The following is a 23,162-nucleotide window of genomic DNA, read 5'->3' on the forward strand; positions in this document are numbered from 1 at the left end:
GGGGTAGTTTCGGTTATCATCGCGCTTTCCCGCAGCAGCTTTCCCATGACCAAATACGTCTTCGTTACCGGCGGTGTCGTGTCCTCTTTGGGCAAAGGCATCGCAGCGGCCTCTCTCGGGGCCATTCTCGAATCCCGCGGCATCAAGGTTACTCACCTCAAGCTGGATCCGTACATCAACGTTGATCCGGGTACGATGAGCCCGTTCCAGCACGGTGAAGTCTTCGTGACCGAAGACGGTGCTGAAACCGACCTCGACCTTGGCCACTATGAGCGCTTCACCAGTGCGCGCATGGGCAAGCGCAACAACTTCACCACCGGCCAGATCTACGAGGCGGTGATCAAGAAGGAACGCCGCGGCGAGTACCTCGGCAAGACCGTGCAGGTCATCCCGCACATCACCGACGAGATCAAGCGCTACGTCAAGCGTGGCGCCGAAGGTGCCGATGTCGCGATCATCGAGGTCGGCGGCACGGTCGGCGACATCGAGTCGCTGCCCTTCCTCGAAGCGATCCGCCAGATGGGCATCGAAGAGGGCCGCAGCGGCACCTGTTTCATCCACCTGACGCTGTTGCCTTACATCCCCACCGCGGGCGAGCTCAAGACCAAGCCGACCCAGCACTCCGTCAAGGAACTGCGCGAGATCGGCATCCAGCCCGACATCCTGCTGTGCCGCGCCGACCGCAACATTCCGGCCGACGAGCGGCGCAAGATCGCGCTGTTCTGCAACGTGATGCCTGAAGCGGTCATCGAGTGTCTCGACGCGTCGTCGATCTACAAGATCCCCGGCCAGCTGCACGACCAGATGCTCGACGAGATCGTCTGCCACAAGCTGGGCATCCTTGCCCGCGCGGCCGATCTGTCGGTCTGGGAAAAGCTCGTCCATTCGCTCGAAAACCCGAAGCACGCCGTCGACGTCGCCTTCGTAGGCAAGTATGTCGATCTGACCGAATCCTACAAGTCGCTGATCGAAGCGCTGTCGCACGCTGCGATGCACACGGAGTGCAAGGTCAACATCCATTACCTCGACTCCGAGGACATCGAGCGCGACGGTTGCAAGGCGCTCGAGAAGATGGACGCGATCCTCGTTCCGGGCGGTTTCGGCAAGCGCGGCACCGAGGGCAAGATCGCTGCGATCCGCTACGCCCGTGAAAACAAGGTCCCCTACCTCGGCATCTGCCTCGGTATGCAGCTCGCCGTGGTCGAGTTCGCGCGTGACGTCGCCGGGATGAACGGCGCACACTCGACCGAATTCGAGCGTGAATCCGGCTATCCCGTGATCGGCCTGATCACCGAATGGCAGGACCGCAGCGGCAAGGTCGAAAAGCGTAGCGAGGACTCCGATCTCGGCGGCACGATGCGTCTCGGGGCGCAGGTCTGCCACCTCGTCGAAGGTTCGCTGGCCCGCGACATCTACGGCGCGCCGCAGATCGTCGAGCGCCATCGCCATCGCTACGAAGTGAACAACACGCTGCTCGCGCAACTCGAAGAGAAGGGGCTGCGCGTCTCCGGACGTGCCCCCGGCACCGACCTGTGCGAAATGATCGAACTGCCCGCCGACGTGCACCCCTGGTTCGTCGGCTGCCAGTTCCACCCCGAATTCACGTCCAACCCGCGCAAGGGCCATCCGCTTTTCACCGCCTACGTGAAGGCGGCGCTGGCGCGCAAGGGCGTTTGAGCGGGGCCGTGAGGAATATACGATGAAACTCTGCGGATTTGACGTCGGCCTCGACAAGCCGTTTTTCCTGATCGCCGGTCCCTGCGTCATCGAGTCGCGCGAGATGGCCTTCGAAACCGCCGGCGCGCTGAAGGACATCTGCGCCGAGCTCGGCATTCCCTTCATCTACAAGTCGTCCTACGACAAGGCCAATCGCAGCTCGGGCAAGTCGTATCGCGGCACCGGTATGGAGAAGGGCCTCGATATCCTCGCCGACGTGCGCAAGCAACTCGGCGTGCCGGTGCTGACCGACGTGCACTCGATCGAGGAAATCCCCGCGGTCGCCGCCGTCGTCGATGTGCTGCAGACCCCGGCCTTCCTGTGCCGCCAGACCGACTTCATCCACGCAGTCGCGGCCAGCGGCAAGCCGGTGAACATCAAGAAGGGCCAGTTCCTCGCACCCGGCGACATGAAGAACGTCGTCGACAAGGCGCGCGAAGCGAACGGTGGCGCCGACACCATCATGGTGTGCGAGCGCGGCGCGTCCTTCGGGTACAACAACCTCGTGTCCGACATGCGTAGCCTCGCGATCATGCGCGAGACCGGCTGCCCGGTCGTGTTCGACGCGACGCACTCGGTGCAACTGCCGGGCGGGCAGGGCACCGCATCCGGCGGCCAGCGGGAGTTCGTGCCCGTGCTGGCGCGTGCCGCCGTGGCGGTGGGTGTTTCGGGGCTCTTCATGGAGACCCATCCCGACCCCGCGAAGGCGCTGTCGGACGGACCCAACGCTTGGCCGCTGCCCAAGATGAAGGCCCTGCTCGCAACCCTGAAGGACATCGATCAGCTGGTGAAGCGCGATGGCCTGCTGGAACTGACCGCCTGATTTACCTTATTTTCGACCCCCTGTACAAGGACAGAAGAACCCATGAGTGCAATCGTTGATGTCATTGCCCGTGAAATCCTGGACTCGCGCGGTAATCCGACCGTCGAAGCCGATGTTCTGCTCGAATCCGGTGTGATGGGCCGCGCGGCGGTGCCGTCGGGCGCCTCCACCGGCTCGCGCGAAGCGATCGAACTGCGCGACGGCGACGCCGCGCGTTACCTGGGCAAGGGCGTCCTGCGCGCCGTCGAGAACGTCAACACGGAGATCTCCGAGTCGATCATCGGCCTCGACGCCGAAGAGCAGTCCTTCATCGACCGCACCCTGATCGAACTCGACGGTACCGAGAACAAGTCGCGCCTCGGCGCCAATGCGATGCTCGCCGTATCGATGGCCGTTGCGAAGGCTGCCGCGGAAGAAGCTGGCCTGCCGCTGTACCGCTACTTCGGCGGTTCGGGCCCGATGGCGATGCCGGTGCCGATGATGAACGTCATCAACGGCGGCGCACACGCCAACAACAGCCTGGACATCCAGGAATGCATGATCATGCCGGTCGGCGTGACCAGCTTCCGCGAAGCCCTGCGTTGCGGCGCCGAGATCTTCCACCACCTGAAGAAGCTCACCGACAAGAAGGGCTACCCGACGACGGTTGGTGATGAAGGCGGTTTTGCGCCGAACGTGTCGGGCACCGACGAGGCCTTGAATCTCATCCTCGAGGCCGTCTCGAACGCCGGTTACGAGCCGGGCCGCGACGTGCTGCTCGCGCTCGACTGCGCCGCATCGGAGTTTTACAAGGACGGCAAGTACGTGCTCGCCGGTGAAGGACTGACGCTGACCTCGGAAGGCTTCGCCGACTACCTCGCGACGCTCGCCGACCGTTTCCCGATCGTGTCGATCGAGGACGGCATGGCCGAGGGCGACTGGGCCGGCTGGAAGCTGCTGACCGACAAGCTCGGCAGGAAGATCCAGATCGTCGGCGACGACCTCTTCGTGACCAACACCAAGATCCTCGAGCAGGGCATCGACCAGGGTGTCGCCAACTCGATCCTGATCAAGATCAACCAGATCGGCACGTTGTCGGAAACCTTCGCCGCAGTCGAAATGGCCAAGCGCGCCGGCTACACCGCCGTGATCTCGCATCGTTCGGGTGAAACCGAAGATTCGACGATCGCCGACATCGCCGTCGGTCTCAATGCGATGCAGATCAAGACCGGCTCGCTGTCGCGTTCGGACCGTATCTCGAAATACAACCAGCTGCTGCGCATCGAGGAAGATCTGGGCGATACCGCCAGCTATCCGGGCCGCCGCGCGTTCTACAACCTGCGCGTGCGCTAAGCAAGTACCATTGCCGCGGCTCGGATGACGGGTCGCGGAAGCAGTAAAACGATAAGGCCGGCGGACTCCCGCCGGCCTTGTTTTGATTGAAACGGATTCCTTTCAGGTATGCGCTGGTCCCTTCTCATCCTCGCGCTGATCGTGGCAGCCCTGCAATACCCGCTATGGGTGGGAAAAGGGGGCTGGCTGCGCGTCTGGGACGTGGACCGTCAGGTTCAGGCCCAGCGGGAAAGCAACCGGCAGCTCGAGCAGCGGAATGCCGGCCTGGAGGCCGAGGTGCGGGACCTGAAGTCCGGCAACGAGGCGATTGAGGAACGTGCGCGGTTCGAACTCGGGCTGATCAAGCCCAACGAGATCTTCGTCCACACCCCGCAAAAGCGCTGACGCGCTTCGCGGAGCGCTTGGCCGACGTCAGAGCAGTTCGGTAATCGATTGCCGCTGCGCGATCTCGGCCTCGAATTCGACCATTTCGGGCCCGAGCGCGTCGCGAGCGGAGATCATGCCGACCGGCACACCGTTGTCGACGACGGGAACGTGGCGGAAGCCGCCGTCGTACATCATGTGCAGCGCGTAGCAAAGGGGCTTGTCGGTACTTGCTGTCGTCGGATCGCTGGTCATGACTTGGGCAAGCGTAGTCTTGTCGGGGTCGACGCCATTCGCCAGCACCTTCACCAAAGCGTCGCGCTCCGTAAAGATACCCGTCAGCTTTCCTTCTGTCCCGGTGATCATGATCGCGCCCACCTTCGCAGCCGCCATGCGACGAGTCGCTTCTCGAACCGACAAGTCCGCGGTCGCGGTCAGGATGGCCTGATCTTTGACGATGTCTCGAATCCTTCGATTCATCTCGGTTTCTCCTCCATAGGGTGTTGTCCAAGGTCACTCACAGCGGTGGCCTTCCGCGAGGATACGCGAACTATCCTTTCAAAATAGTGCGCTATTCACGCCCGCGCTAGCCCGTTGTCAGCAGGGTCCGCGCGCCGTCGACCCGGGGTGCGAAATACGGGCTGTCCATGCGTTCGACGCGCACGCGACCACGGCTAGACGGCGCGTGCACGAATTTTCCCTCCCCGAGGTAGATGCCCATGTGGGAGTGGCGCCGGTTCATGGTGTTGAAGAAGATCAAGTCACCCGGCTGCAGTGAGGAAACAGGGATGGGGCGCGTAATTTCGGCAATTTTCGACGCGTTGTGGGGCAAGCGTCGGCCGCTGACCTGTTCGACGACGTAGCTGACCATGCCGCTGCAATCGAGGCCGGCCTCCGGATTGCGGCCGCCGAAGGCGTAGCCGGTATCGAGCAGGCCCAGCGCGACCATGACCATCTCCCGCGGGTGCAGGGGGTTATCGAGCGCGAAGTAGTCGATGCGGGGTTCTTCGGGGAGAGAGGGAGCAGGTGTTGGAGCAGGACTTCCGACGACCGGGGCTGTCGTCGGAACGCTGCTGCACGCGGCGAGCAGCAGGGTCAGGATCAACAGCAGGCCTGGGCGACCTGCTCGACATGCGGCTGCCATCATTGGCGCCTCAGGTTCCCCTCGGGGGGCACGTCACAGCGATCGGCTGTGCGGGCTGCAGTCGCCACTGGCGGGTAGCCCCGGACGTTCGAGGCTCGCTTGCTGACCGTGGGCCCAGAAGACGGTCTGCCCGTCCGAATACTTTTCACCGTCGACAGCGGTCTGATGCGAGAGCGCAAAGATGCCCGCGCCGGTGCGCAGGCGGACGTGATCGCCGAGGTATTCGACGCTGAACTGCTCGCCGTTCTTGCAGGCGTAGTTGATAACGCGTGTGGCGTCGCGGGTGTAGGCTGTGCCGGCGAGCATGCCGGCGGAGGCGATCAGGCCGCACAGGGCGGCAAAGCGGGCGTTCAGGTGCATCTAGGGGTTCCTATGGGCATCGGAAGGAGGCAGTGGCTCATTCCGGCAGTTCGATCGTGCCACTGACGGTGACGGTGACGTCGCTTTCGCCGGCCTCTGCCGGCACCGCAGCGGCTTCCATCGAGACAGCGTTCGCGCGCATTACCGGATAGGGGGGGCGCGGCGCGTTGCCGTACGCGACGGACAGGTGGCGGATACGGTAAGTCTTGCCGAGGGCGCCCGCGATCGACTGGGCGCGTCCCTGGAAGGCGCGGAGGGCGTCGGCGGCTGCGAGGTCCGCGGCGGTTTTTCGCGTTTCGGGGGAGGGTTGCATCACGAGGCTGGACAGCGCCAGCGAGCCCTGGAGTTTGCCGAGCAGCTCCGTGAGGGCTGGGAGGTCGCGGCTTTCGAGCTGCAATTCCGAGCGCATGCGCCAGCCGTCGATCCTGCGGGCTTCCTTGCTGTAGATCGGGGAGGTGGTCGTGGCGGCGGTACGGGTGCGCACCGTCGGATAGGCGCGCGCCTGTTCGAGCGCTGCGGCGATGACTGAGTTGACCTGGCGCGAGAGAGCGGCCGGAGTCTTGTCGTCGGCCTGCAAATACATCGTCGCCGTCGCCTGGTCGTTGGGCGCGGAGCGGCTGGCATCGGCGGAGAGTTCGATCGTCGGCAGACGTTCGCCGGGAGCGTCGGGCGCCGCGGCGAAGGCAAGCACCGGGAGCTGTAGGGACAGCGACAGAATGAATAACAGTCGCCGAAGCAGAGTGTTGTTCATTGGCAGGGCCCCTAAGGAAAAACCATTAAAGGCGCGCAGTTTACCCCCGGTATGCCCCATAGCAATAGGGGTCGTGTAATGCGTTGTAAATGTGCTGCATTTCTTGTCTGCAGCGCGTCCACGTAGCGAGTGCCCGAAGATCGTATGCCTGGCGATTGACCGCAGGGGCTGTGTTGGGCAGAGTGATCGGTTTTTCTCACGGTGACGGCATGCTAAGTGGGGAGCGGCTGAGCGGGGCGTTGTACGTGGCGATTTCCGCCAGCGCCTTTGGTGCGATGGCGATATTCGCGCGCTTTGCGCGGGATAGCGGTGCGGACGTCGTGACCGTGCTATTCCTGCGTTTCGCGATCGCCGCGGCGCTCCTGGCGCTGGTTATGGTGGTGACGCGGCGCCCCTGGCCGTCCCGCCGCAATCTGATGATTCTCGCCGGGATGGGCGGCATCGCCTATGTCGGCCAGTCGTTCACCTTCTTTTCGGCCTTGAATTACGCCTCGGCGGGCCTTGTCGCGCTCTTGCTCTATCTCTATCCCTTTCTCGTGATGCTGCTCGGCGCGCTGTTCCTACGACGGCCGCTGACGCTTGGACGCGTGATGGCGGCGCTGGTCGCGCTCGGCGGCACAGCGCTGACGATTAGCGGTGGTGTGACCGGGGAGCCTCTGGGGGTCGTACTCGGCGTCGGCGCGGCGCTGATCTACTCGGTCTATATCCTGGTCGGCAGCCGCGTGATGAGCGAGGAGTCGCCGCTCGCGTCGGCAGCCGTCGTGATGATCGCCGCGGCTGTGGTGTTCGGCGGGTTGACCGCTGGGGGCACCCCGTCATGGCCGCAAAACGCCGGAGGTTGGCTCGCCGTCGTGATGATCGCGGTCGTGTCCACGGTCGTCGCGATGGTGGCGTTCTTTGCCGGTATGCAAAGGTTGGGAGCCGCGGACGCCGCCACGCTGTCGACGCTGGAGCCGGTCGTGACCTTTGCGCTGGCGGCCGTCTTTCTCGGCGAGCCTGTCCTGCCGAATCAGTTGGCAGGCGGCGTGCTGATCCTCGGCGCGGTGATCTGGCTCACGCGAGCCGGGGCGCCCCGGAAGACGGCCGCGGCTGCAGGCTGAGTCCTGCCGGAGCTCAGCGCTTGTGGTGTGAGGGGAGCGGGCTGAGGTGGCGAAGTTCGGCAGCGTACATGCGCGAATTCTGCACGTAGTTGGCAGCGTTCTTGCGCAGGCCGGCGATGTCCTCGTCCGTCAGCTCCCGGATGATGCGCCCCGGAGAGCCGACCACCAGCGACCGGTCCGGAATGACTTTGCCTTCCGGAATTAGAGCGTTGGCGCCGATGATGCAGTCCTTGCCGATCACGGCATGATTCAGCACGACGGCGTTGATGCCGATCAGCGAGCCGTCGCCGACGGTGCAGCCGTGGAGCATGACCATGTGGCCGACGGTGACGTTGCTGCCGATCGTGAGGGGCACGCCGTCGTCGTTATGGAGGACCGAGCCGTCCTGGATGTTGGTATTGTCGCCGATCGTGATCGGGTCATTGTCGCCGCGGATCACGACGTTGTACCAGACGCTGACGTTGTCGCCGGCCTGGATGTCGCCGATCACGGTGGCGTTGTCGGCGACCCAGCACCCTTCACCGAAACGTGGGGTGCGATCGCCCAAGGCGTAAATGGGCATGCTGTTCTCTCTCTCTTCTCTCTCGTTCTTGACCGGCGGCGCGAGCCGACGGGGCCGCAATCATAGCAGGCAGTGGTAGCATTCCGCGCCTGGGGGCAATAGCCCCGTCATCCATTTTGCCTCATTCATGCTCAGCTATCGCCACGCGTTTCATGCCGGCAACCACGCCGATGTCCTCAAGCACTTCGTCCTGATCGAGTTGCTTCGCTATTTCAATCGCAAGGACAAGCCGTGGTGGTATATCGACACCCACGCGGGCGCGGGCTGCTACGCGCTCGACAGCGACCAGGCGACGAAGAATGCCGAGTTCGATGCGGGAATCATGCGCCTGTGGGAACGGAGCGATCTGCCGGACGCGCTGAAGCCCTATATTGAGGCCGTCGGTCAGTTCAATCCTCATGGCCGGCTGACCTTCTATCCGGGGTCGCCGGCGCTGGCAATGACGCAGCTGCGCGAACAGGACCGCATGCGCCTGTTCGAACTTCATCCAGCCGATGCCGAGACCCTGGAACAGACTTTTGCACGGGACACCGAGCGGGTCGCGATCCGCAGGGCCGACGGCTTTGCGGGTCTGCGGAGCCTCCTGCCGCCCCCCACGCGCCGCGCCGTGGTGCTGATCGATCCGCCCTACGAGGTCAAGGACGACTACCGACGGGTCACGGAGGTCGTGGCGGATGCGATGAGGCGTTTTCCCGGCGGAACGTACGCCGTGTGGTATCCGATGCTCGCGCGGCCGGAGGCGCGGCGCCTGCCGGAGCGACTCGCGGATCTGGGTGCGGAAAGCTGGCTCGATGTGCGGCTTGCAGTGTGCAAGCCGGGACGGGACGGCTTCGGCATGTTCGGCAGCGGACTGTATATCGTCAATCCGCCCTGGGTGTTGCCCGAAATCCTCGAGAAGACGATGCCCTGGCTCGTGAAGGCGCTGGCGCTGGACGACGAAGCGGGCTTTGACCTGGAGCACCATATCGAATGAGCGATCTGTCTTCCGATTCCCTTGTCGAATTGCGCGACGCGCTGCGGGCTTTCGCCGCGGAGCGCGCGTGGGGACGCTTCCACACGCCAAAGAATCTCGCGATGGCGCTTGCCGGCGAAGCGGGCGAGGTGATCGAGCATTTCCAGTGGCTGACGGCCGAAGAATCGGCCGCCTTGCCTGCGGCACGGCACGAGGAGGTTTCGCTGGAACTGGCGGACGTGCTGCTCTATCTCGTGCGGCTTGCGGACGTGCTGGATGTCGATCTGGCCGACGCTGCAAGGCGCAAGATCGTCATCAATGCCGAGCGCTACCCGGTCGAAAAGGCCGCCGGGCGCGCGGACAAGTACGACCGGCTGTAGGCGGCGCGGGAATCAGTCGATGTCCTTCTGGGAACTTCTTTCGGTGATGGCTCTGGTGCTCGTCGGCTGGTACTGGCTCGACAGCATCCGCACGCGCGAGATCGGCGTGCAGGCGGCGAAGGCGGCCTGCCAACGCGAAGGGGTGCAGTTGCTCGACGACACCGTCGCGACGCGCTCCTTGCGGATTGCGCGCGACGACAACGGGCGGGCCTGCCTCCAGCGCGTCTATGAGTTCGAGTATTCCAATTCCGGCAACGATCGACAGGCGGGTTCGGTGATGCTGCGCGGCCGGGAGGTCGTGATGCTGGACATCGGGCCGCGCGCGAGCAACGTCGTGTCGCTGCACTGAGACAGTCGAGCCCCTGCGGGCACCGGGGGCGTCAGCGGACGCTGCGGCTGTCGACGGCGTGCAGGAATTCGCTGCGCAGGTGGGGGCGGGTGTCGAATTCGCCGACGAAGGCCTGGGTGACGACGCGCTCGTCGCCGCGCCTGTCCTCGCCGAGCAGCAGGCAAAGCTGCTCCGCTTCGACGATGCAGGCCGCACCGCGCGCGTGGCCGTGACGCACGAGCGCGTCGGCGATGTCGCGCGTCATCCATTCCTGGTAGGTGAAGCGATGCCCGATCGCGTCGACAAGGCGTGCGATGCGGCCGAAGCCGTGCAAGCGACCGCCAGGCAGGTAGGCAACGTGCGCGACGCCGCGGAAGGGGACGAGGTGGTGCGGGCAGACGCCGTGGACGGCGATGCCGCGAATGACGACCATGTCGTTGCGGTCGTCCTCGAAGCCGTCGCCCAGTGCCTCGGCCGGGTCCATGTCGTAGCCGCCCAGCAGGCGTCGCTGCCACAGTTCGCGCACGCGCAGCGCGGTGCGTCCCATGTGCGGGCTGTCCGGCGAGACACCGCAGGCGGCGAGGAGGTCGTTGACGGCGCGTTCGAAGGCGACGGGGTCGAATTCCCCGGTGCGCGCAATGCCTAGCCCTGTACGCAGCGCGTGCGGCGGGTGGTGGTCGTGAAATTCGCTCATGGCGCATTCCCCTTTGCAGGGTCGGTTGTGACGGTGATCAGGCGATGAATACCGGATCGGAGAATACCAGCGTCCCGTCCTTGCGCATCATGAGGTTGTTGGCGTTGAGGATGTCCGGAAGGACTTCGTAGGCTTCGACGAAGTCGGACAGGGCCTTGATCGCGTCGAGCAGGCTGACATCGATGCTGGGCGGGTGCTGGGTGAGATGGTACAGCGCGATGCGGCCCATGTCGGGGCCGAGTTGTATCCATTGCTGGCAGGCTGACCAGTAGAAATCGATCAGTAGCGCGGCGAGCGTTGCCGCGGGGCCGTCTTCCCCGAGCGGATAGAGGCGTTCGACTTCGAGTAGGTAGAAGGGGTAGCCGGAAACGGCGCGGCCGATCACGCCATGGTTGGCGAAGACGCGCGGAAAATGCGGGCCTTGAGGGCGATCGTCGGCGGTGTAGAGGAAGAGGTCGGCGGGCGAGCTGATCACCTTGTAAACCCGCTCGGGGTCGGGGTGATCGAGCACGATGCTGTACTCGCCGCGACCGATCTCGGTCCTGCCTACGAGCAGGGGATGGGGCGGAACCGGGTCCGGTAGGCGGACCGATTCGCGTCCCAGTTTGGCGCGGGCAGCGGCCAGATCGATCACGATCGGGGCGTTCCCGAGGCTCAGGCCATGATGTTGTAGCCGGCGTCCACGAAGTGCACGCCGCCGGACACGAGACGGCCCGCGTCGGATACGAGGAAGGCGGTTAGCGCGCCGATGTCTTCCGGGGTGACGAGGGCGTGCATCGGGGAGCGCTCGACGGCGGTCGCCATCAGGGCGTCGAAGCCGGCGATGCCGGAGGCGGCGCGGGTCATCAGCGGGCCGGGCGAGACGGCGTTGACGCGGATGTTCTTGCCGCCGAGTTCGAAGGCCATGTAGCGCGTCGCTGCTTCCAGCGCGGCCTTGCACAGGCCCATTACGCCGTAATTGGGGATGACCTTCTCGCTGCCGAGGTAGGTCATCGTGACGAGCGCGCCGCCGCCGGCCTTTTCCATCAGCGGCTCGACCATCTTGGCGAGGCGAACGAAAGAGTGCGTGGAGACGTCCATTGCAAGGGCGAAACCGTCGGCCGAGGTGTCGACGACGCGGCCGTGCAGGTCGTCGCGCTTGGCGAAGGCCATGCTGTGGACGGCGAAGTCGAGCTTGCCGTGGTTCTTTTCGATCTGCGCGTAGACGTCGGCGAGCGTCTCGGGACGGGTGACGTCGAGCAGGTAGGCGTCCTTGATGCCGAGGCGGTTGATGACGGGCTCGATGAAGGCGCGGGTCTTGTCGTTCTGATAGGTGACGACGAGGGTGGCGCCGGCTTCGGCACAGGCTTCGGCGACACCGGTGGAAATCGACTTTTCGTTGGCGATGCCGGTGATCAGGCCGACTTTGCCTTCGAGATTAACGAGGGGCTTCATTGCTGCTCCGTGAGCGGTTTGTGGTCCGGGAGGCCGTGTCCAACCGTCGCTCTCCCGGGGATGGGGGAAGGAGGCGGAGCGCTGGCACGGCGAGTGCTTGCAGTAATTTGCGCAATGCAGCATTCTAGCATCACGGGCGGTGAAGCGCCTTTACTGCCGACGAGCGAGCGATGACACGTACGACCTACATTTTCATGGATTTCGATGGCGTCACCCACCCGTGGGGCGAGGTCGAGGATTTCCGCTGTCTGCCGCTGATCGAGGCGGTCGTGAGGGAATACGAGGAAGCGCGCATCGTGATCGCGTCGGACTGGCGGATGCTGTTCTCGCTGTCCAAGCTCGTCAGCCGTTTCGCCGAAGATGTTCGCCCTCGCGTGGCCGGCGTGACGCCGCACGTCATACCCAAGCACGGCGCGGAGCTGCATGGTTTGCGCGAGCGTGAGGCGATGCTGTGGCTCGGCCAGCACGTGCCGGACGTCGGCGAGGCTGCCTGGTGCGCACTGGACGATGCCCCCGGCAACTGGATGTCGCGGTCGCGCCTCGTGCTCACCGACTTCAAGCATGGGTTCACCGAAGAAGATGCCGGCGCGCTGCGCCGCCTGCTTGACAGCTTCCGGTCGGGCAGCCCGGTTCCAGCGACCTCGCGCGAGCCGTCCTTCCTGCGGCGCGCCTGAATCGCGCTCAAGCCGTAGCCCGGGTCGCGCTCAGATCGACCAGAGCGGCGGCTCGTCCATCAGCGCGATCTGTTCGCGCATTTCCAGGATGCGGTCCTGCCAGTAACGCTGGGTGTTGAACCACGGAAACGCGGCCGGGAAGGCCGGGTCCTGCCAGCGGCGGGCGATCCAGCCGGCGTAATGGATCAGGCGCAGCGTGCGCAGGGCTTCGACGAGGTGCAGTTCGCGCGGCGCGAATTCGTGGAAGTCTTCGTAACCGGCGAGGACGTCGCCCAGCTGCCGGCTCATCTCTTCGCGCGCGCCCGACAGCAGCATCCACAGATCCTGCACTGCCGGTCCCATCCGACTGTCGTCGAAGTCGACGAATTGCGGGCCTGGCATCGGCCCCGATTCGCTCCACAGGACGTTGCCGCCATGGCAGTCGCCGTGCAGGCGTAGCGTCGTGTAGGAGCCGGCACGGTCGAAACAGCGGCGCACGCCGTCCAGCGCCTGATCGATCGTGCTTTGCCAGGCCGGGAGCAGATCGTCGGGGATGAAGTGGTTGGCGAGCAGCCAGTCGCGCGGTTCTTCGCCGAAGCTGGCGATATCGAGCGCCGGGCGGTGCCGGTAGGCCTCCAGGGCGCCGACGGCGTGGATGCGTCCGATGAAACGGCCCATCCATTCGAGCGTCGCCGGATCGGAGAGCTCGGGGGCGCGTCCGCCGACGCGCGGAAAGAGTGCGAAACGCAGGGCCTGGTGATGCAGCAGCGTGTGCCCGCCGACCGAGATCGGCGGCACCACCGGGATTTCACGGGCGGCGAGTTCGGTGACGAAGGCGTGTTCCTCGGCGATCGCTTCGTCGCTCCAGCGCGCAGGGCGATAGAACTTCACGACCAGCATCGGCCCTTCGTCCATGCCGACCTGATAGACGCGGTTCTCGTAGCTGTTGAGCGCCAGCATGCGGCCGTCCGGGGCCAGGCCGCAGGACTCGAGCGCGTCGAGGATGAGGTCGGGTGTAAGCGTTTCGAAGGGCAGATCGGACATCGGAGTGGCCGGGAAGGACAGAGCGCTGCATTGTCGCAGGAATTGGATACGACTGACGGATTTGCCCGCGGGGCACGTGGAGGGGAGAATAGATCCCTTTTTCCCGCGGAAGCCGAGCATGACCGACGACGCACGTACACCGCCCTCGAATTCCATTCCCGTCGATACGCTGGCCCCCGTGGTCGGCGTGGACGGCCAGAAGCTCGCTGCGCGCATGGCGCAGGATGCGTTTGCGCAGGTATTCCGCCTGACATTCTCCGACGACGAAGGCGAGCGCGTTCGCGGGCTCGAGTCGCTGCGGGAGGCATTGGGGAAATGGAGCGATGCGGCGGGCGAAGAGGATGGCCGCGCCTTGCGCCTCGCGATGGTCATTGCGGGGCTCGACCAGTGGGGGCTGGCCTATAGTCAGGCTTTCGATCTGGTAGCGATTCCGGCGCTCTCCGAACTGATCGGATCACTGCGCACCGGGCTCGATGCATCCCGCGAGGCGCGCTTCCTGCAGCAATTCGCGGCGATGGATGCGGCCGAAGGCAATGCGATCGATTTCAAGATCGACCTGCGGCGCGGCATCCACCTCGCACTGTGGCACGCGATGATCGCGAGCGAAGAGCGCGAGCAGGCAACCAGGATCCTGACGCGGCTCGGGGGCATGATGTTCGCGTTGATCCAGATGATGCCCGAGCTCGGGTGGCGCCTGGTGGCCGATGCCCTCGCGAACATCCAGATCCAGTGCCTGGCCGAAGGGCTTGCGGCCGACGGGCTGGCACGCGAGATGAACGAAGCGCTTTTCACTGCGCTCGCTACGGAGCTGCCCGCCGATTGCCGCGACCGGGTGATGGCGCACTCGACGCAGGCGGTGCTGGCATGGCAGCGGGCGCGCCGGCCTGCGTCGGGGCAGATTCACTAAGGATATTTCATGGCATTGAAGGCGACCATCTACAAGGCGGACCTCTCGGTCGCCGATATGGACCGGGGGTATTACGGCGACCACAACCTGACGATTGCGCGTCACCCGTCCGAAACGGACGAGCGGATGATGGTGCGCCTGCTCGCGTTCGGACTTTATGCCGATCCGGCGCTGAGCTTCGCCAAAGGGCTGTGCGTGGACGACGAACCCGACCTATGGCAGAAGGATCTGACGGGGGCGATCGAGCGCTGGATCGACGTCGGCCAACCCGACGAGAAATGGATCCGCAAGGCCTGCGGGCGAGCCGATGAGGTCGTCGTGATCAGTTTCGGACGGGCGTCCGACGTCTGGTGGAACGGCGTAAAGGACAAGGTTGCGCGGCTCGGGAACCTGACCGTGTGGAACCTCGACAGCGACATCGCGCCCGCGCTGGCCGCGCTGACGAAGCGGACGATGCGGTTGCAATGCACGGTGCAGGACGGGCAGGTGTGGATGACCGACGGGACCGAAACGGTGGTCGTCGAGCCGAAGCGGCTGATGGGACCGCAGGTGGGCTGAGGACGTCATGGCGAGGACGTCATGCTGCCAAGCGTGACGATATTCCGCATCGCTGCATCCTTGCGTTGACCTTTTTCTCGCGGGCGCTTTAGAGTTGCTGCATGTCGGGTTCCGACTGCGATGGTGGAGATAGCCATGAGGCGTGAGCTGGCGGCGTGTATCCTCATTGGATGGGCCGGAGGGGTCGGGGCTGCCGATGCGGCAGCTACGCAGATGCCTGCGGAGTCCGACGACCGTGACAGCGTGCTCGTAGGCGGACGGCAAGCCCTGCGCAGCCTCACTGAGCGGGTCGCGACCGAGGTCGATAGCTGGTTCGGCGACAAGCCCTTCCGCGAAGGGGGGCGGGTGTCTGGTAGCATCGGCTTCAAGGCCTTGTTCCGCCAGGGCGATTCGCCCGACACCAGCCTTCGCTTCCAGGCCCAGGTCAATCTTCCGAACCTGAACGACAAGGGTTACCTGTTCTTCGGGCGGGACAACGAACGCGAACTGGTGACCGACCAGCCGGACACGTTTTCGCGCCGGGAACTGCTCCTCAACGAGCGGCCGCGTAGCGAGCAGACGGCTTTCGGGGGCATCGGCTACCGGCTGCTCGACCTGTTCGACCTGCGTGCGGGCGTGCGCAAGGCCTACAAGCCGTACACGCAGGCGCGCTATCGCAAGGTGTTCGGGCTCACGGAACACGACGCGCTGGACTTCCGCGAGACGCTTTTCTGGAACACGGATGACGGTGTGGGGGCGACGACCGCCCTCAATTACACCCACGCCTATACACCGACGCTTGCGCTGCGCTGGCAGAATGCCGGTACGATATCGCAGGATTCCGATGGCACGGAGTGGTTCTCGAGTCTTGGCCTGTTCAAGAACCTGTCGGAGATGCGGACGGTATCGTTCGAAGGCCTCGTCAGAGGGGAGACGGCCGGCCCGAACGATATCAAGGAGTATGGCGTGCGCTTGACCTGGGAGCAGCCCGTTTTCCGCGACTGGACCTTCCTCCAGGTTAGCCTGGGGCACTTCTGGCCGCGGGGCGAGGCGGACTCCGGCCGCAGTCGCCAGTGGTCCATGGGACTCGGCGTCGAACTGCGGTTCTGACTTTCCGCCACCGACTCCCGCCGAGGCCCTGCAGCGCTTCGGCATATTTGCCGCGGCATCGCTATTTGTCTTGTCTGCCCGCCGGAGCGGCGGCAGTGGGAGCCGTTGCGTGAGTTTCAAGGATCAATTGCTGATCATCGCGTTGCTGATCGCACTGAGTGCCTTCTTTTCGATCGCGGAGATTTCGCTGGCGGCGGCGCGCAAGATCAAGCTGCGCATGATGGCGCAGGACGGTAATACGGCGGCGGGGCGGGTGCTGAGTCTGCAGGAGAACCCGGGGCATTTCTTCACCGTCGTGCAGGTCGGGCTGAATGCGATCGCGATTCTCGCCGGCATCGTCGGGGAGTCGACCTTTTCGCCGGCCTTGTCGCAGGCGATCGGGGTCGTCTATGAGGGGGAGATGCTGGAAACGCTCAGCTTCGTGCTGTCGTTCGTGGTGGTGACCTCGCTGTTCGTGTTGTTCGCGGACCTGATTCCCAAGCGGCTCGGAATGATCGCGCCGGAGCGGATCGCGGTCGCGGTGGTCAAGCCGATCCAGTTCTGCCTGATTGCCTTCGCGCCGGTCGTGTGGGTGTTCGACGGGATCGCGAGCTGGCTGTTCCGGCTGTTCAAGTTGCCGGACCGCAGGCCGGAGGACATCACCTCCGACGAGATCGTCGCGATGGCAGACGCCGGGGCGCAGACCGGGTCGCTGCTCAAGCAGGAGCGGCAGCTGATCGCCAACGTGTTCGAACTGGACGTGCGCACCGTCGCGTCGGCGATGACCTCGCGCGAGAGCATCGTCTATTTCACGCTCGACGAGCCCGAGGAAAGCATCCGCGCGAAGCTCGCCGACCAGCCGCACGGTCGGTTTCCAGTGTGCGACGGTCCGATCGATTCGGTGGTCGGATACGTCGATCTGAAGGATATCTTCGCGCGCATCCTGTCGGGCCGGAAGCTCGAGCTCGGCTCCGACCCGGTCGTGCGCAACGTGCTGGTGGTTCCCGAGACCTTGACGCTGTTCGAGGTGCTCGAGCGCTTCCGCACCGCGGGCGAGGATTTCGCGCTGATCGTCAATGAATACGCGCTGATCGTCGGCATGCTGACCTTGCAGGACGTGATGAGCACGATGATGGGCGAGCTCGCAGGCAGTCCGGAGGAACTCATCGTCCGGCGCGACGAGGATTCCTGGCTGATAGACGGCGTCACACCGGTGGCGGACGTGATCAATGCGCTCGGACTCGATGATCTGCCCGACAGCGAGAACTACGAGACGATCGCCGGATTCATGATGTACACGCTGCGCAAGGTCCCCAAACGGACCGATAACGTCGTGCTGGGTGAGTTCAAGTTCGAGGTGGTGGACATCGACCACTACCGCATCGACCAGCTCCTCGTGACACGCACGAAGCCGGGTAGTGACGGGGCGGGCGGCGCACCCGCGTCGAAGGCCTGACGGTACGGTCAGGCTTCGTCGAGTCCGAAGCGGATCCCTTGGGCGAGCGGCAGTTCGCCCGAATAGTTGATCGTGCAGGTCGCCCGCCGCATGTAGGCTTTCCAGGCGTCCGAGCCGGATTCGCGGCCGCCCCCGGTGTCCTTTTCCCCACCGAAGGCGCCGCCGATTTCGGCGCCGGACGGACCGATGTTCACGTTCGCGATGCCGCAGTCGCTGCCGGTCGCGGACAGGAAGCGTTCGGCTTCCATCAAGTCGCGCGTGAAGATCGACGACGCCAGCCCTTGCGGGACGTCGTTGTGCAGCGCGATCGCCTCGTCGAGCTCCCGGTAGCGCAGCACGTAGAGGATCGGTGCGAAGGTCTCGCGCGTGACGACGGTCGTTTGCAAGGGCATTTCGACCAGCGCCGGGCGACGGTAGCAACCGGCGCCGCATTCGGGGATCGCCACCGGTTGACCGCCGTGCACCCGGCCGCCGTCGCCGCGGGCTTCGGCGAGTGCCGCGTCCATCGCCGCTCCGGCGGCTGCGTCGATCAGCGGGCCGACGAGCGTTCCGTCCGTGAGCGGGTTGCCGACCGGCACGCGCTGCCACGCGGCGCTGAGGCGTTCGACGAGCGAATCGGCGACCGTCTCATGCACGATGAGCCGTCGCAGCGTCGTGCAGCGTTGACCCGCCGTGCCCACGGCGGCGAAGAGGATCGCGCGTTCGGCGAGCGACAGGTCCGCGCTCGAGCAGACGATGGCGCCGTTGTTGCCGCCGAGTTCGAGGATCGAGCGCCCGAGGCGGGCCGCGACGCGCGGAGCGAGTGCCTTGCCCATCGCGCAGGAGCCGGTCGCCGAAAGGATGGCGATGCGCGGATCGTCGGCGAGCAGGGCGGCGAGTTCGTGGCCGCCGATCAGGACCTCCAGCAGACCGGCGGGGATGTCCTCCAGTTCGCGGCACGCGGTATCGAAGAGGGCTGCGCAGGCGAGCGCGGTGAGCGGCGTGCGGTCCGAGGGTTTCCAGACGACGCTGTCGCCGCACACCCAGGCGAGCGCCGCGTTCCAGGCCCAGACCGCGACCGGGAAGTTGAAGGCCGATACGACGCCGAGGACGCCGGCCGGATGCCATTGCTCCATCATGCGGTGCCCGGGGCGCTCGCTCGCAATCGTCAGACCATGCAGCTGCCGCGACAGGCCGCAGGCGAAGTCGCAGATGTCGATCATCTCCTGGACTTCGCCGAGGCCTTCCTCGCGGATCTTGCCGGTCTCGATCGTCACGAGTTCGCCGAGCGCGGTCTTGTGCGTGCGGAGGAGATTGCCGAAGCGGCGGACGAGTTCGCCGCGGCGCGGGGCTGGGACGGTGCGCCAGGCGGCGAAGGCGTCGCGGGCACGGCCGAGCGCCGCGTCGGCGACGTCCGGCGTGTCGGGGGCGATGTGGGCGAGCGTCGAGCCGTCTATGGGGCTGCGCACCGGCAGCGTTCCGGCGTCGAGCTGTTGTGGCGCGACGCCGAGCAGGTGCAGCAGCGATACCGTTGCGGATGCGAGGGCCATGGCGGGCTCCCTCCGGGGCGGTCGATGCCCGGTGGACCCGCTGACGGCGCGGATGTTCCTACGCCGTCGTGGCAGTGGAGCAATCACCGCCCCGCCACCCTATGCATCCGTTCGCCCTGAGCCAGTCAAAGGATGGTGGCGGGGCTTCGATGGGCTCAGCCCGAGTGCTGCGGCTTGCCGGGTATCCGCTAGCTAGTATGCGAAGCGCGGGGCGAGCTCTTCGAGGTTGAGTTCGCTCAGGATCTGCTGGAGCCGCTCGCGCGCGTTGCCGCGGCGTTGGCCGGTTGCGCGGGCGACGATCAGCTCGTTCTTCATTGAGTGTTCCCAGCCGACGAGCTCGGTCACCGTGAGCTGGTAGCCGTGCGCTTCGAGCAGCAGGCAGCGCAGGACGTTGGTGAGCTGACTGCCGAATTCGCGGGTGTGGATCGGGTGGCGCCAGATCTCTGACAGCGGCGTCCGCGCGAAGGATTCGCTCTTGTGCTTGCGCAGCACGGAAGCGACTTCGGCTTGGCAGCAGGGCACGAGCACGATGAAGCGGGCGTGCTTTTCGAGGGCGAAGCGGATGGCGTCGTCGGTTGCGGTATTACAGGCGTGCAACGCAGTGACGATGTCGATGCGCTCGGGCAGCTCCGACGAGGTGATCGACTCCTCGACGGTGAGGTTGAGGAAGGACATGCGGCCGAAGCCGAGGCGGTCGGCAAGTTCGCGCGACTTCGCCACCAGCTCGTCGCGCGTCTCGATGCCGTAGACACGGCCTTGCTCGCGCCCCTTGAGGAAGAGGTCGTAGAGGATGAAGCCGAGGTAGGACTTGCCCGCGCCGTGGTCGGCGAGGGTCAGGTCGCCGCGCTCGGCGAGCACCTCGTCCATCAGAGGCTCGATGAAGTTGTAGAGGTGATAGACCTGCTTGAGCTTGCGGCGGCTGTCCTGGTTGAGCTTGTCGTCCCGCGTGAGGATGTGCAGTTCCTTCAGCAGCTCGACGGACTGGCCCGGGCGCAGTTCGGCGAGCAGGGGATCGGGCGCGGGCGTCTTCACTGGTTTGGGTGTCGGCGCGCCCTTGGGGGCTTTCTGGGGCTTGGCGGACATGGACTTACTTGTCGTCGTCGTTGCCGGGGATGCCGAGCGCTTTCCAGCCGTCCTTGCCGAGCTTCTGCATCGTCTCGATGTTGCGCTCGTAGATCGTCTCGGCGTTGGGGAAGGCCGCAACGGCACGTTCGACGCTTTCTTCGCGCAGCAGGTGCAGCGTCGGGAAGGGCGAGCGGTTGGTGAAGTTCTCGATGTCGTCGGGCTCGCTGTCTTCGAACTGGAAGCGCGGGTGGAAGCTCGCGACCTGCAGCACGCCTTCGAGCTCGTGCTCGACGACGGCCTCTTCGGCGATTGCGGCGATCTCATCGAAGTCGAGGAAGTCCTGGAAGAGCGTCGGGTGGACGAGGAGCGTCGTATCCACTTCGGCCGGATCGGCTTCGGCGAGGAATTCGAGCTCGCGGTCGAGGTCCTCGAGGAAGGCGTCGGTGTGCTTCGCGTCGCTGACGACGATGCGGACCTGGTTATTCACATAGACGGATTTTGCGAACGGGCACAGGTTGAGCCCGATGACGGCCTTTTCCAGCCATTGCCGCGTGGCGGCGATCACTTCGTCACGATTCATGGGTATTCCTTGAAAGGCCGCCATTTTGCCCCAATCGGGACGCGATCGAGGCGATAATGCGCGCCTTGTCTACAGATTCAGTTTCCGATGCCCATCCAGTGGTTTCCCGGTCACATGACCTCGGCGCGCAAGAAAGCGGCCGAGAGCATGGCTTTGACCGATGTCGTGATCGAAGTGCTCGACGCCCGCGTGCCCGAGGCGAGCAGCAATCCGATGATCCGCGAGCTGCGTCTCTTCCGTCAGCGGCCCTGCCTGAAGATCCTCAACAAGACCGATCTCGCCGATCCGGTCGCGACACGCGCGTGGCTCGACTACTTCAATAGCCAGCCGGGCGTGAAGGCGGTCGCGTTGTCGTGCAAGAAGCCGGGCGACGTCGCGCGCGTGCCTGCGCTGTGCCAGGGGCTCGCACCGCACCGCAACGACGCGACCAAGCTGCTGCGGATGATGATCATGGGCATCCCCAACGTCGGCAAGTCGACGCTGATGAACGCGCTTCTGAACCGGCGCGTGGCCAAGGTCGGCGACGAGCCGGCGGTGACCAAGAACCAGCAGCGCATCGACCTCAGCGACAAGGCGAGCATCACCGACACGCCGGGTATGATGTGGCCGAAGATCAAGCACGATTCGGACGGCTTCATGCTCGCCGCCAGCCATGCGATCGGCCGCAACGCGGTGATCGATGAAGAGGTGGCCACTTTTCTTGCGAACCTGTTGCTGGCGCGCTATCCCGCGCTGCTCGTTGCCCGCTACAAATTCGACCTGGCCGGCCTGGACGGCGTGGACGTCATCGAAGCCATCGCCAAGCGGCGCGGCTATCGGCTGAAAGGTGGCGACCTCGATCTGGAAAAAGCGGCGATCACACTGCTGACGGATTATCGTTGCGGGACGCTCGGCCGCATCAGCCTGGAAACGCCGGAAACGCGCCGCGCGATGCTGGCGAACGCGTCTCCGGCAGCGGAGGCTCCGGCAGATGAAGAGACCGCGTCCGACCTCTAGCCCTTGTCCATGCGGCGGCTCGACCTACGCCGCCTGCTGCGCGCCTTACCACTCCGGGACGCCCGCGCCGGATGCCGAAGCCTTGATGCGCTCGAGGTACAGCGCATATGCCCTCAAACTGGAACCCTACCTGCTTGCTACCTGGCATCGCGACACCCGGCCCGATGTGCTCGATCTGTCGCAGGATGCCGCGCAATGGTTGGGGCTGGAAGTGAAACGGCATGCAATGAGCTCGCCCGAGAGCGCCATCGTGGAGTTCATCGCACGCTACAAGCTCAATGGCCGCGCCCATCGCCTGCATGAAATCAGCCGTTTCGTGCGGGAGAACGGGCAGTGGCTGTATATCGATGGCAATTTTCCGGAGTAGCGCCTTGGATTATCGACAACTAGGAACCAGCCAGCTCAACGTCTCGGCGATCTGCCTCGGCACCATGACTTTCGGGCAGCAGAACACCGAAACCGAAGCGCACGATCAATTGGATTGCGCGTTCCAGCGCGGCATCAACTTCATCGATACCGCCGAGATGTACCCCGTGCCGCCGCGCGCCGAGACAGTCACCCGTACCGAAACCATCGTCGGCAACTGGCTACGGAAACAGCCGCGCGACCAGGTCATCCTCGGCACCAAAGTCGCCGGCCCGCGCCGTAACATGGAGTGGATACGCGGCGGCCCCCAAGCGCTCGACCGCGCCAACATCCGCGAAGCCGTCGAAGGCTCGCTGAAACGCCTGCGAACCGATTACATCGACCTCTACCAGCTGCACTGGCCCGAGCGCAACGTGCCGATGTTCGGCCAATACCAGTTCGACCCGTCACACGAGAAAGAGTGGGTGTCGATTCACGATCAACTGGAAACGCTGGCGGAACTGGTGCGGGAAGGCAAAATACGCTTTATCGGCGTCTCCAACGAACAACCCTGGGGCGTGATGGAGTTTTTGCGGATGTCGAAGGAATACGACCTGCCGCGCATCACCTCCATCCAGAACTGTTACAACCTGATCAACCGCGGCTTCGAGTTCGGGCTGGCGGAAATCGCCTATCGCGAGCAGGTCGGTCTGCTCGCCTACTCGCCGCTCGCCTTCGGCCATCTTTCCGGAAAATACCAGGCCGACCCGCAAGCCGCAGGACGCGTGACGCTGTTCAAGGGTTTCGCCCAGCGCTATGAAAAGCCCAGCGTGCAGCCCGCAGTGGCCGCCTACGCCGGGCTCGCGCGCAGGCACGGCATGACGCCGGCGCAGATGGCGCTGTCGTTCGTGTATCGGCGGTGGTTTGTCGCGAGCACCATCGTCGGTGCAACGTCGATGGCGCAACTCGAGGAAAACCTCGCGGCCTGGGACAAGCCATTGCCTGCGGAGGTGATGCAAGAA

The 23,162-nt window shown here is 64.9% G+C and carries 28 protein-coding genes; 16 read left to right on the plus strand and 12 right to left on the minus strand.

Going from position 1 to position 23,162, the window contains the following annotated elements; genetic code table 11:
- The first annotated feature begins 45 nt into the window (after positions 1-45).
- The 4 genes from pyrG (at position 46) to ftsB (ending at position 4,255) form a co-directional block, all read left to right on the plus strand.
- Entirely contained in the window at positions 46-1,677 is a 1,632-nt protein-coding gene (gene pyrG, locus VJ673_RS01195) for a CTP synthase (RefSeq protein WP_324124180.1), read from the plus strand.
- Positions 1,678-1,699: 22 nt separating this feature from the next.
- Positions 1,700-2,539, plus strand: coding sequence for a 3-deoxy-8-phosphooctulonate synthase (kdsA, locus tag VJ673_RS01200; RefSeq protein WP_324124181.1), 840 nt, complete (start codon positions 1,700-1,702; stop codon positions 2,537-2,539).
- A 42-nt stretch (positions 2,540-2,581) separates the two neighbouring features.
- Complete coding sequence (gene eno, locus VJ673_RS01205) at positions 2,582-3,871, plus strand: phosphopyruvate hydratase (RefSeq protein ID WP_324124182.1); 1,290 nt, start codon at positions 2,582-2,584, stop codon at positions 3,869-3,871.
- A gap of 108 nt (positions 3,872-3,979) precedes the next feature.
- On the plus strand, positions 3,980-4,255 hold the full coding sequence (gene ftsB / locus VJ673_RS01210; protein WP_324124183.1) for a cell division protein FtsB: 276 nt from the start codon (positions 3,980-3,982) through the stop codon (positions 4,253-4,255).
- Between the two features lie 27 nt (positions 4,256-4,282).
- Here the strand turns inward: ftsB and VJ673_RS01215 are convergent, their stop codons facing one another.
- From VJ673_RS01215 to VJ673_RS01230, 4 genes are all read right to left on the minus strand, one after another.
- Positions 4,283-4,714 carry a CBS domain-containing protein gene (locus VJ673_RS01215; RefSeq protein WP_324124184.1) on the minus strand — a complete coding sequence of 144 codons (432 nt, stop codon included), beginning with the start codon at positions 4,712-4,714 and terminating at the stop codon, positions 4,283-4,285.
- 106 nt (positions 4,715-4,820) lie between these two features.
- Positions 4,821-5,381: a C40 family peptidase gene (locus tag VJ673_RS01220; RefSeq protein WP_324124185.1), complete on the minus strand. Its 561-nt coding sequence runs from the start codon at positions 5,379-5,381 to the stop codon at positions 4,821-4,823.
- Positions 5,382-5,411: 30 nt separating this feature from the next.
- Complete coding sequence (locus tag VJ673_RS01225) at positions 5,412-5,738, minus strand: MliC family protein (RefSeq protein ID WP_324124186.1); 327 nt, start codon at positions 5,736-5,738, stop codon at positions 5,412-5,414.
- A 37-nt stretch (positions 5,739-5,775) separates the two neighbouring features.
- Positions 5,776-6,489: an SIMPL domain-containing protein gene (locus tag VJ673_RS01230; RefSeq protein WP_324124187.1), complete on the minus strand. Its 714-nt coding sequence runs from the start codon at positions 6,487-6,489 to the stop codon at positions 5,776-5,778.
- A 209-nt stretch (positions 6,490-6,698) separates the two neighbouring features.
- Between VJ673_RS01230 and VJ673_RS01235 the strand changes: the two genes are divergently transcribed.
- On the plus strand, positions 6,699-7,589 hold the full coding sequence (locus VJ673_RS01235) for a DMT family transporter (RefSeq protein ID WP_324124188.1): 891 nt from the start codon (positions 6,699-6,701) through the stop codon (positions 7,587-7,589).
- Between the two features lie 13 nt (positions 7,590-7,602).
- Here VJ673_RS01235 and VJ673_RS01240 read toward each other — a convergent pair whose 3' ends face one another.
- A complete protein-coding gene (locus VJ673_RS01240; protein ID WP_324124189.1) occupies positions 7,603-8,151 on the minus strand; it encodes a gamma carbonic anhydrase family protein in 549 nt (182 codons plus the stop codon).
- Between the two features lie 127 nt (positions 8,152-8,278).
- On the opposite strand from VJ673_RS01240, the gene VJ673_RS01245 reads away from it, so the two are divergent.
- The 3 genes from VJ673_RS01245 to VJ673_RS01255 are packed head-to-tail and all read left to right on the plus strand — an operon-like array spanning position 8,279 to position 9,832.
- Positions 8,279-9,124: a 23S rRNA (adenine(2030)-N(6))-methyltransferase RlmJ gene (locus VJ673_RS01245; protein WP_324124190.1), complete on the plus strand. Its 846-nt coding sequence runs from the start codon at positions 8,279-8,281 to the stop codon at positions 9,122-9,124.
- The gene (locus VJ673_RS01250) at positions 9,121-9,483 is read left to right on the plus strand and encodes a nucleotide pyrophosphohydrolase (protein WP_324124191.1); all 363 of its coding nucleotides are present in this window, start codon (positions 9,121-9,123) and stop codon (positions 9,481-9,483) included. Before VJ673_RS01245 ends, VJ673_RS01250 begins: the two co-directional genes overlap by 4 nt.
- Positions 9,484-9,502: 19 nt before the next feature.
- Complete coding sequence (locus VJ673_RS01255; RefSeq protein WP_324124192.1) at positions 9,503-9,832, plus strand: DUF3301 domain-containing protein; 330 nt, start codon at positions 9,503-9,505, stop codon at positions 9,830-9,832.
- 31 nt (positions 9,833-9,863) lie between these two features.
- Here the strand turns inward: VJ673_RS01255 and folE are convergent, their stop codons facing one another.
- From folE to fabI, 3 genes are read right to left on the minus strand one after another with little or no spacing between them, the layout of a single operon-like run.
- On the minus strand, positions 9,864-10,505 hold the full coding sequence (gene folE, locus VJ673_RS01260) for a GTP cyclohydrolase I FolE (protein WP_324124193.1): 642 nt from the start codon (positions 10,503-10,505) through the stop codon (positions 9,864-9,866).
- A 37-nt stretch (positions 10,506-10,542) separates the two neighbouring features.
- A complete protein-coding gene (locus VJ673_RS01265) occupies positions 10,543-11,139 on the minus strand; it encodes a hypothetical protein (protein ID WP_324124194.1) in 597 nt (198 codons plus the stop codon).
- 20 nt (positions 11,140-11,159) lie between these two features.
- Positions 11,160-11,939 carry an enoyl-ACP reductase FabI gene (gene fabI / locus VJ673_RS01270; RefSeq protein ID WP_324124195.1) on the minus strand — a complete coding sequence of 260 codons (780 nt, stop codon included), beginning with the start codon at positions 11,937-11,939 and terminating at the stop codon, positions 11,160-11,162.
- Between the two features lie 170 nt (positions 11,940-12,109).
- Between fabI and VJ673_RS01275 the strand changes: the two genes are divergently transcribed.
- A complete protein-coding gene (locus VJ673_RS01275; protein WP_324124196.1) occupies positions 12,110-12,613 on the plus strand; it encodes an HAD domain-containing protein in 504 nt (167 codons plus the stop codon).
- A gap of 30 nt (positions 12,614-12,643) precedes the next feature.
- Here VJ673_RS01275 and VJ673_RS01280 read toward each other — a convergent pair whose 3' ends face one another.
- Complete coding sequence (locus VJ673_RS01280) at positions 12,644-13,636, minus strand: serine/threonine protein kinase (protein ID WP_324124197.1); 993 nt, start codon at positions 13,634-13,636, stop codon at positions 12,644-12,646.
- Between the two features lie 118 nt (positions 13,637-13,754).
- Between VJ673_RS01280 and VJ673_RS01285 the strand changes: the two genes are divergently transcribed.
- The 4 genes from VJ673_RS01285 to paeA all read left to right on the plus strand — a co-directional run bounded on the left by VJ673_RS01285 (position 13,755) and on the right by paeA (position 17,625).
- Entirely contained in the window at positions 13,755-14,543 is a 789-nt protein-coding gene (locus VJ673_RS01285) for a hypothetical protein (RefSeq protein ID WP_324124198.1), read from the plus strand.
- 9 nt (positions 14,544-14,552) lie between these two features.
- A complete protein-coding gene (locus VJ673_RS01290; protein ID WP_324124199.1) occupies positions 14,553-15,101 on the plus strand; it encodes a YaeQ family protein in 549 nt (182 codons plus the stop codon).
- A 135-nt stretch (positions 15,102-15,236) separates the two neighbouring features.
- Positions 15,237-16,190 carry a hypothetical protein gene (locus VJ673_RS01295; RefSeq protein WP_324124200.1) on the plus strand — a complete coding sequence of 318 codons (954 nt, stop codon included), beginning with the start codon at positions 15,237-15,239 and terminating at the stop codon, positions 16,188-16,190.
- A 109-nt stretch (positions 16,191-16,299) separates the two neighbouring features.
- Positions 16,300-17,625, plus strand: coding sequence for a polyamine export protein PaeA (gene paeA / locus VJ673_RS01300; protein ID WP_324124201.1), 1,326 nt, complete (start codon positions 16,300-16,302; stop codon positions 17,623-17,625).
- Between the two features lie 8 nt (positions 17,626-17,633).
- Here paeA and amaB read toward each other — a convergent pair whose 3' ends face one another.
- From amaB to VJ673_RS01315, 3 genes are all read right to left on the minus strand, one after another.
- Positions 17,634-19,154 (minus strand): L-piperidine-6-carboxylate dehydrogenase, encoded by a 1,521-nt coding sequence (gene amaB, locus VJ673_RS01305; RefSeq protein ID WP_324124202.1) that lies wholly within the window; start codon positions 19,152-19,154, stop codon positions 17,634-17,636.
- A 192-nt stretch (positions 19,155-19,346) separates the two neighbouring features.
- Positions 19,347-20,237: a class I SAM-dependent methyltransferase gene (locus VJ673_RS01310; RefSeq protein WP_324124203.1), complete on the minus strand. Its 891-nt coding sequence runs from the start codon at positions 20,235-20,237 to the stop codon at positions 19,347-19,349.
- Positions 20,238-20,241: 4 nt separating this feature from the next.
- The gene (locus VJ673_RS01315) at positions 20,242-20,799 is read right to left on the minus strand and encodes a DUF1415 domain-containing protein (protein ID WP_324124204.1); all 558 of its coding nucleotides are present in this window, start codon (positions 20,797-20,799) and stop codon (positions 20,242-20,244) included.
- Between the two features lie 87 nt (positions 20,800-20,886).
- Here VJ673_RS01315 and ylqF point away from each other — a divergent pair, with 87 nt between their 5' ends.
- The 3 genes from ylqF to VJ673_RS01330 all read left to right on the plus strand — a co-directional run.
- A complete protein-coding gene (gene ylqF, locus VJ673_RS01320) occupies positions 20,887-21,795 on the plus strand; it encodes a ribosome biogenesis GTPase YlqF (protein ID WP_324124205.1) in 909 nt (302 codons plus the stop codon).
- Positions 21,770-22,162 carry a YchJ family protein gene (locus tag VJ673_RS01325; protein WP_324124206.1) on the plus strand — a complete coding sequence of 131 codons (393 nt, stop codon included), beginning with the start codon at positions 21,770-21,772 and terminating at the stop codon, positions 22,160-22,162. Before ylqF ends, VJ673_RS01325 begins: the two co-directional genes overlap by 26 nt.
- Positions 22,143-23,162, plus strand: a 1,020-nt coding sequence (locus tag VJ673_RS01330; RefSeq protein WP_324124207.1) for an aldo/keto reductase, incomplete at its 3' end; no start/stop codon positions are given. The genes VJ673_RS01325 and VJ673_RS01330, both read left to right, overlap by 20 nt.

This window comes from Aromatoleum sp. (genome assembly GCF_035254505.1).
GTDB lineage: Bacteria > Pseudomonadota > Gammaproteobacteria > Burkholderiales > Rhodocyclaceae > Aromatoleum.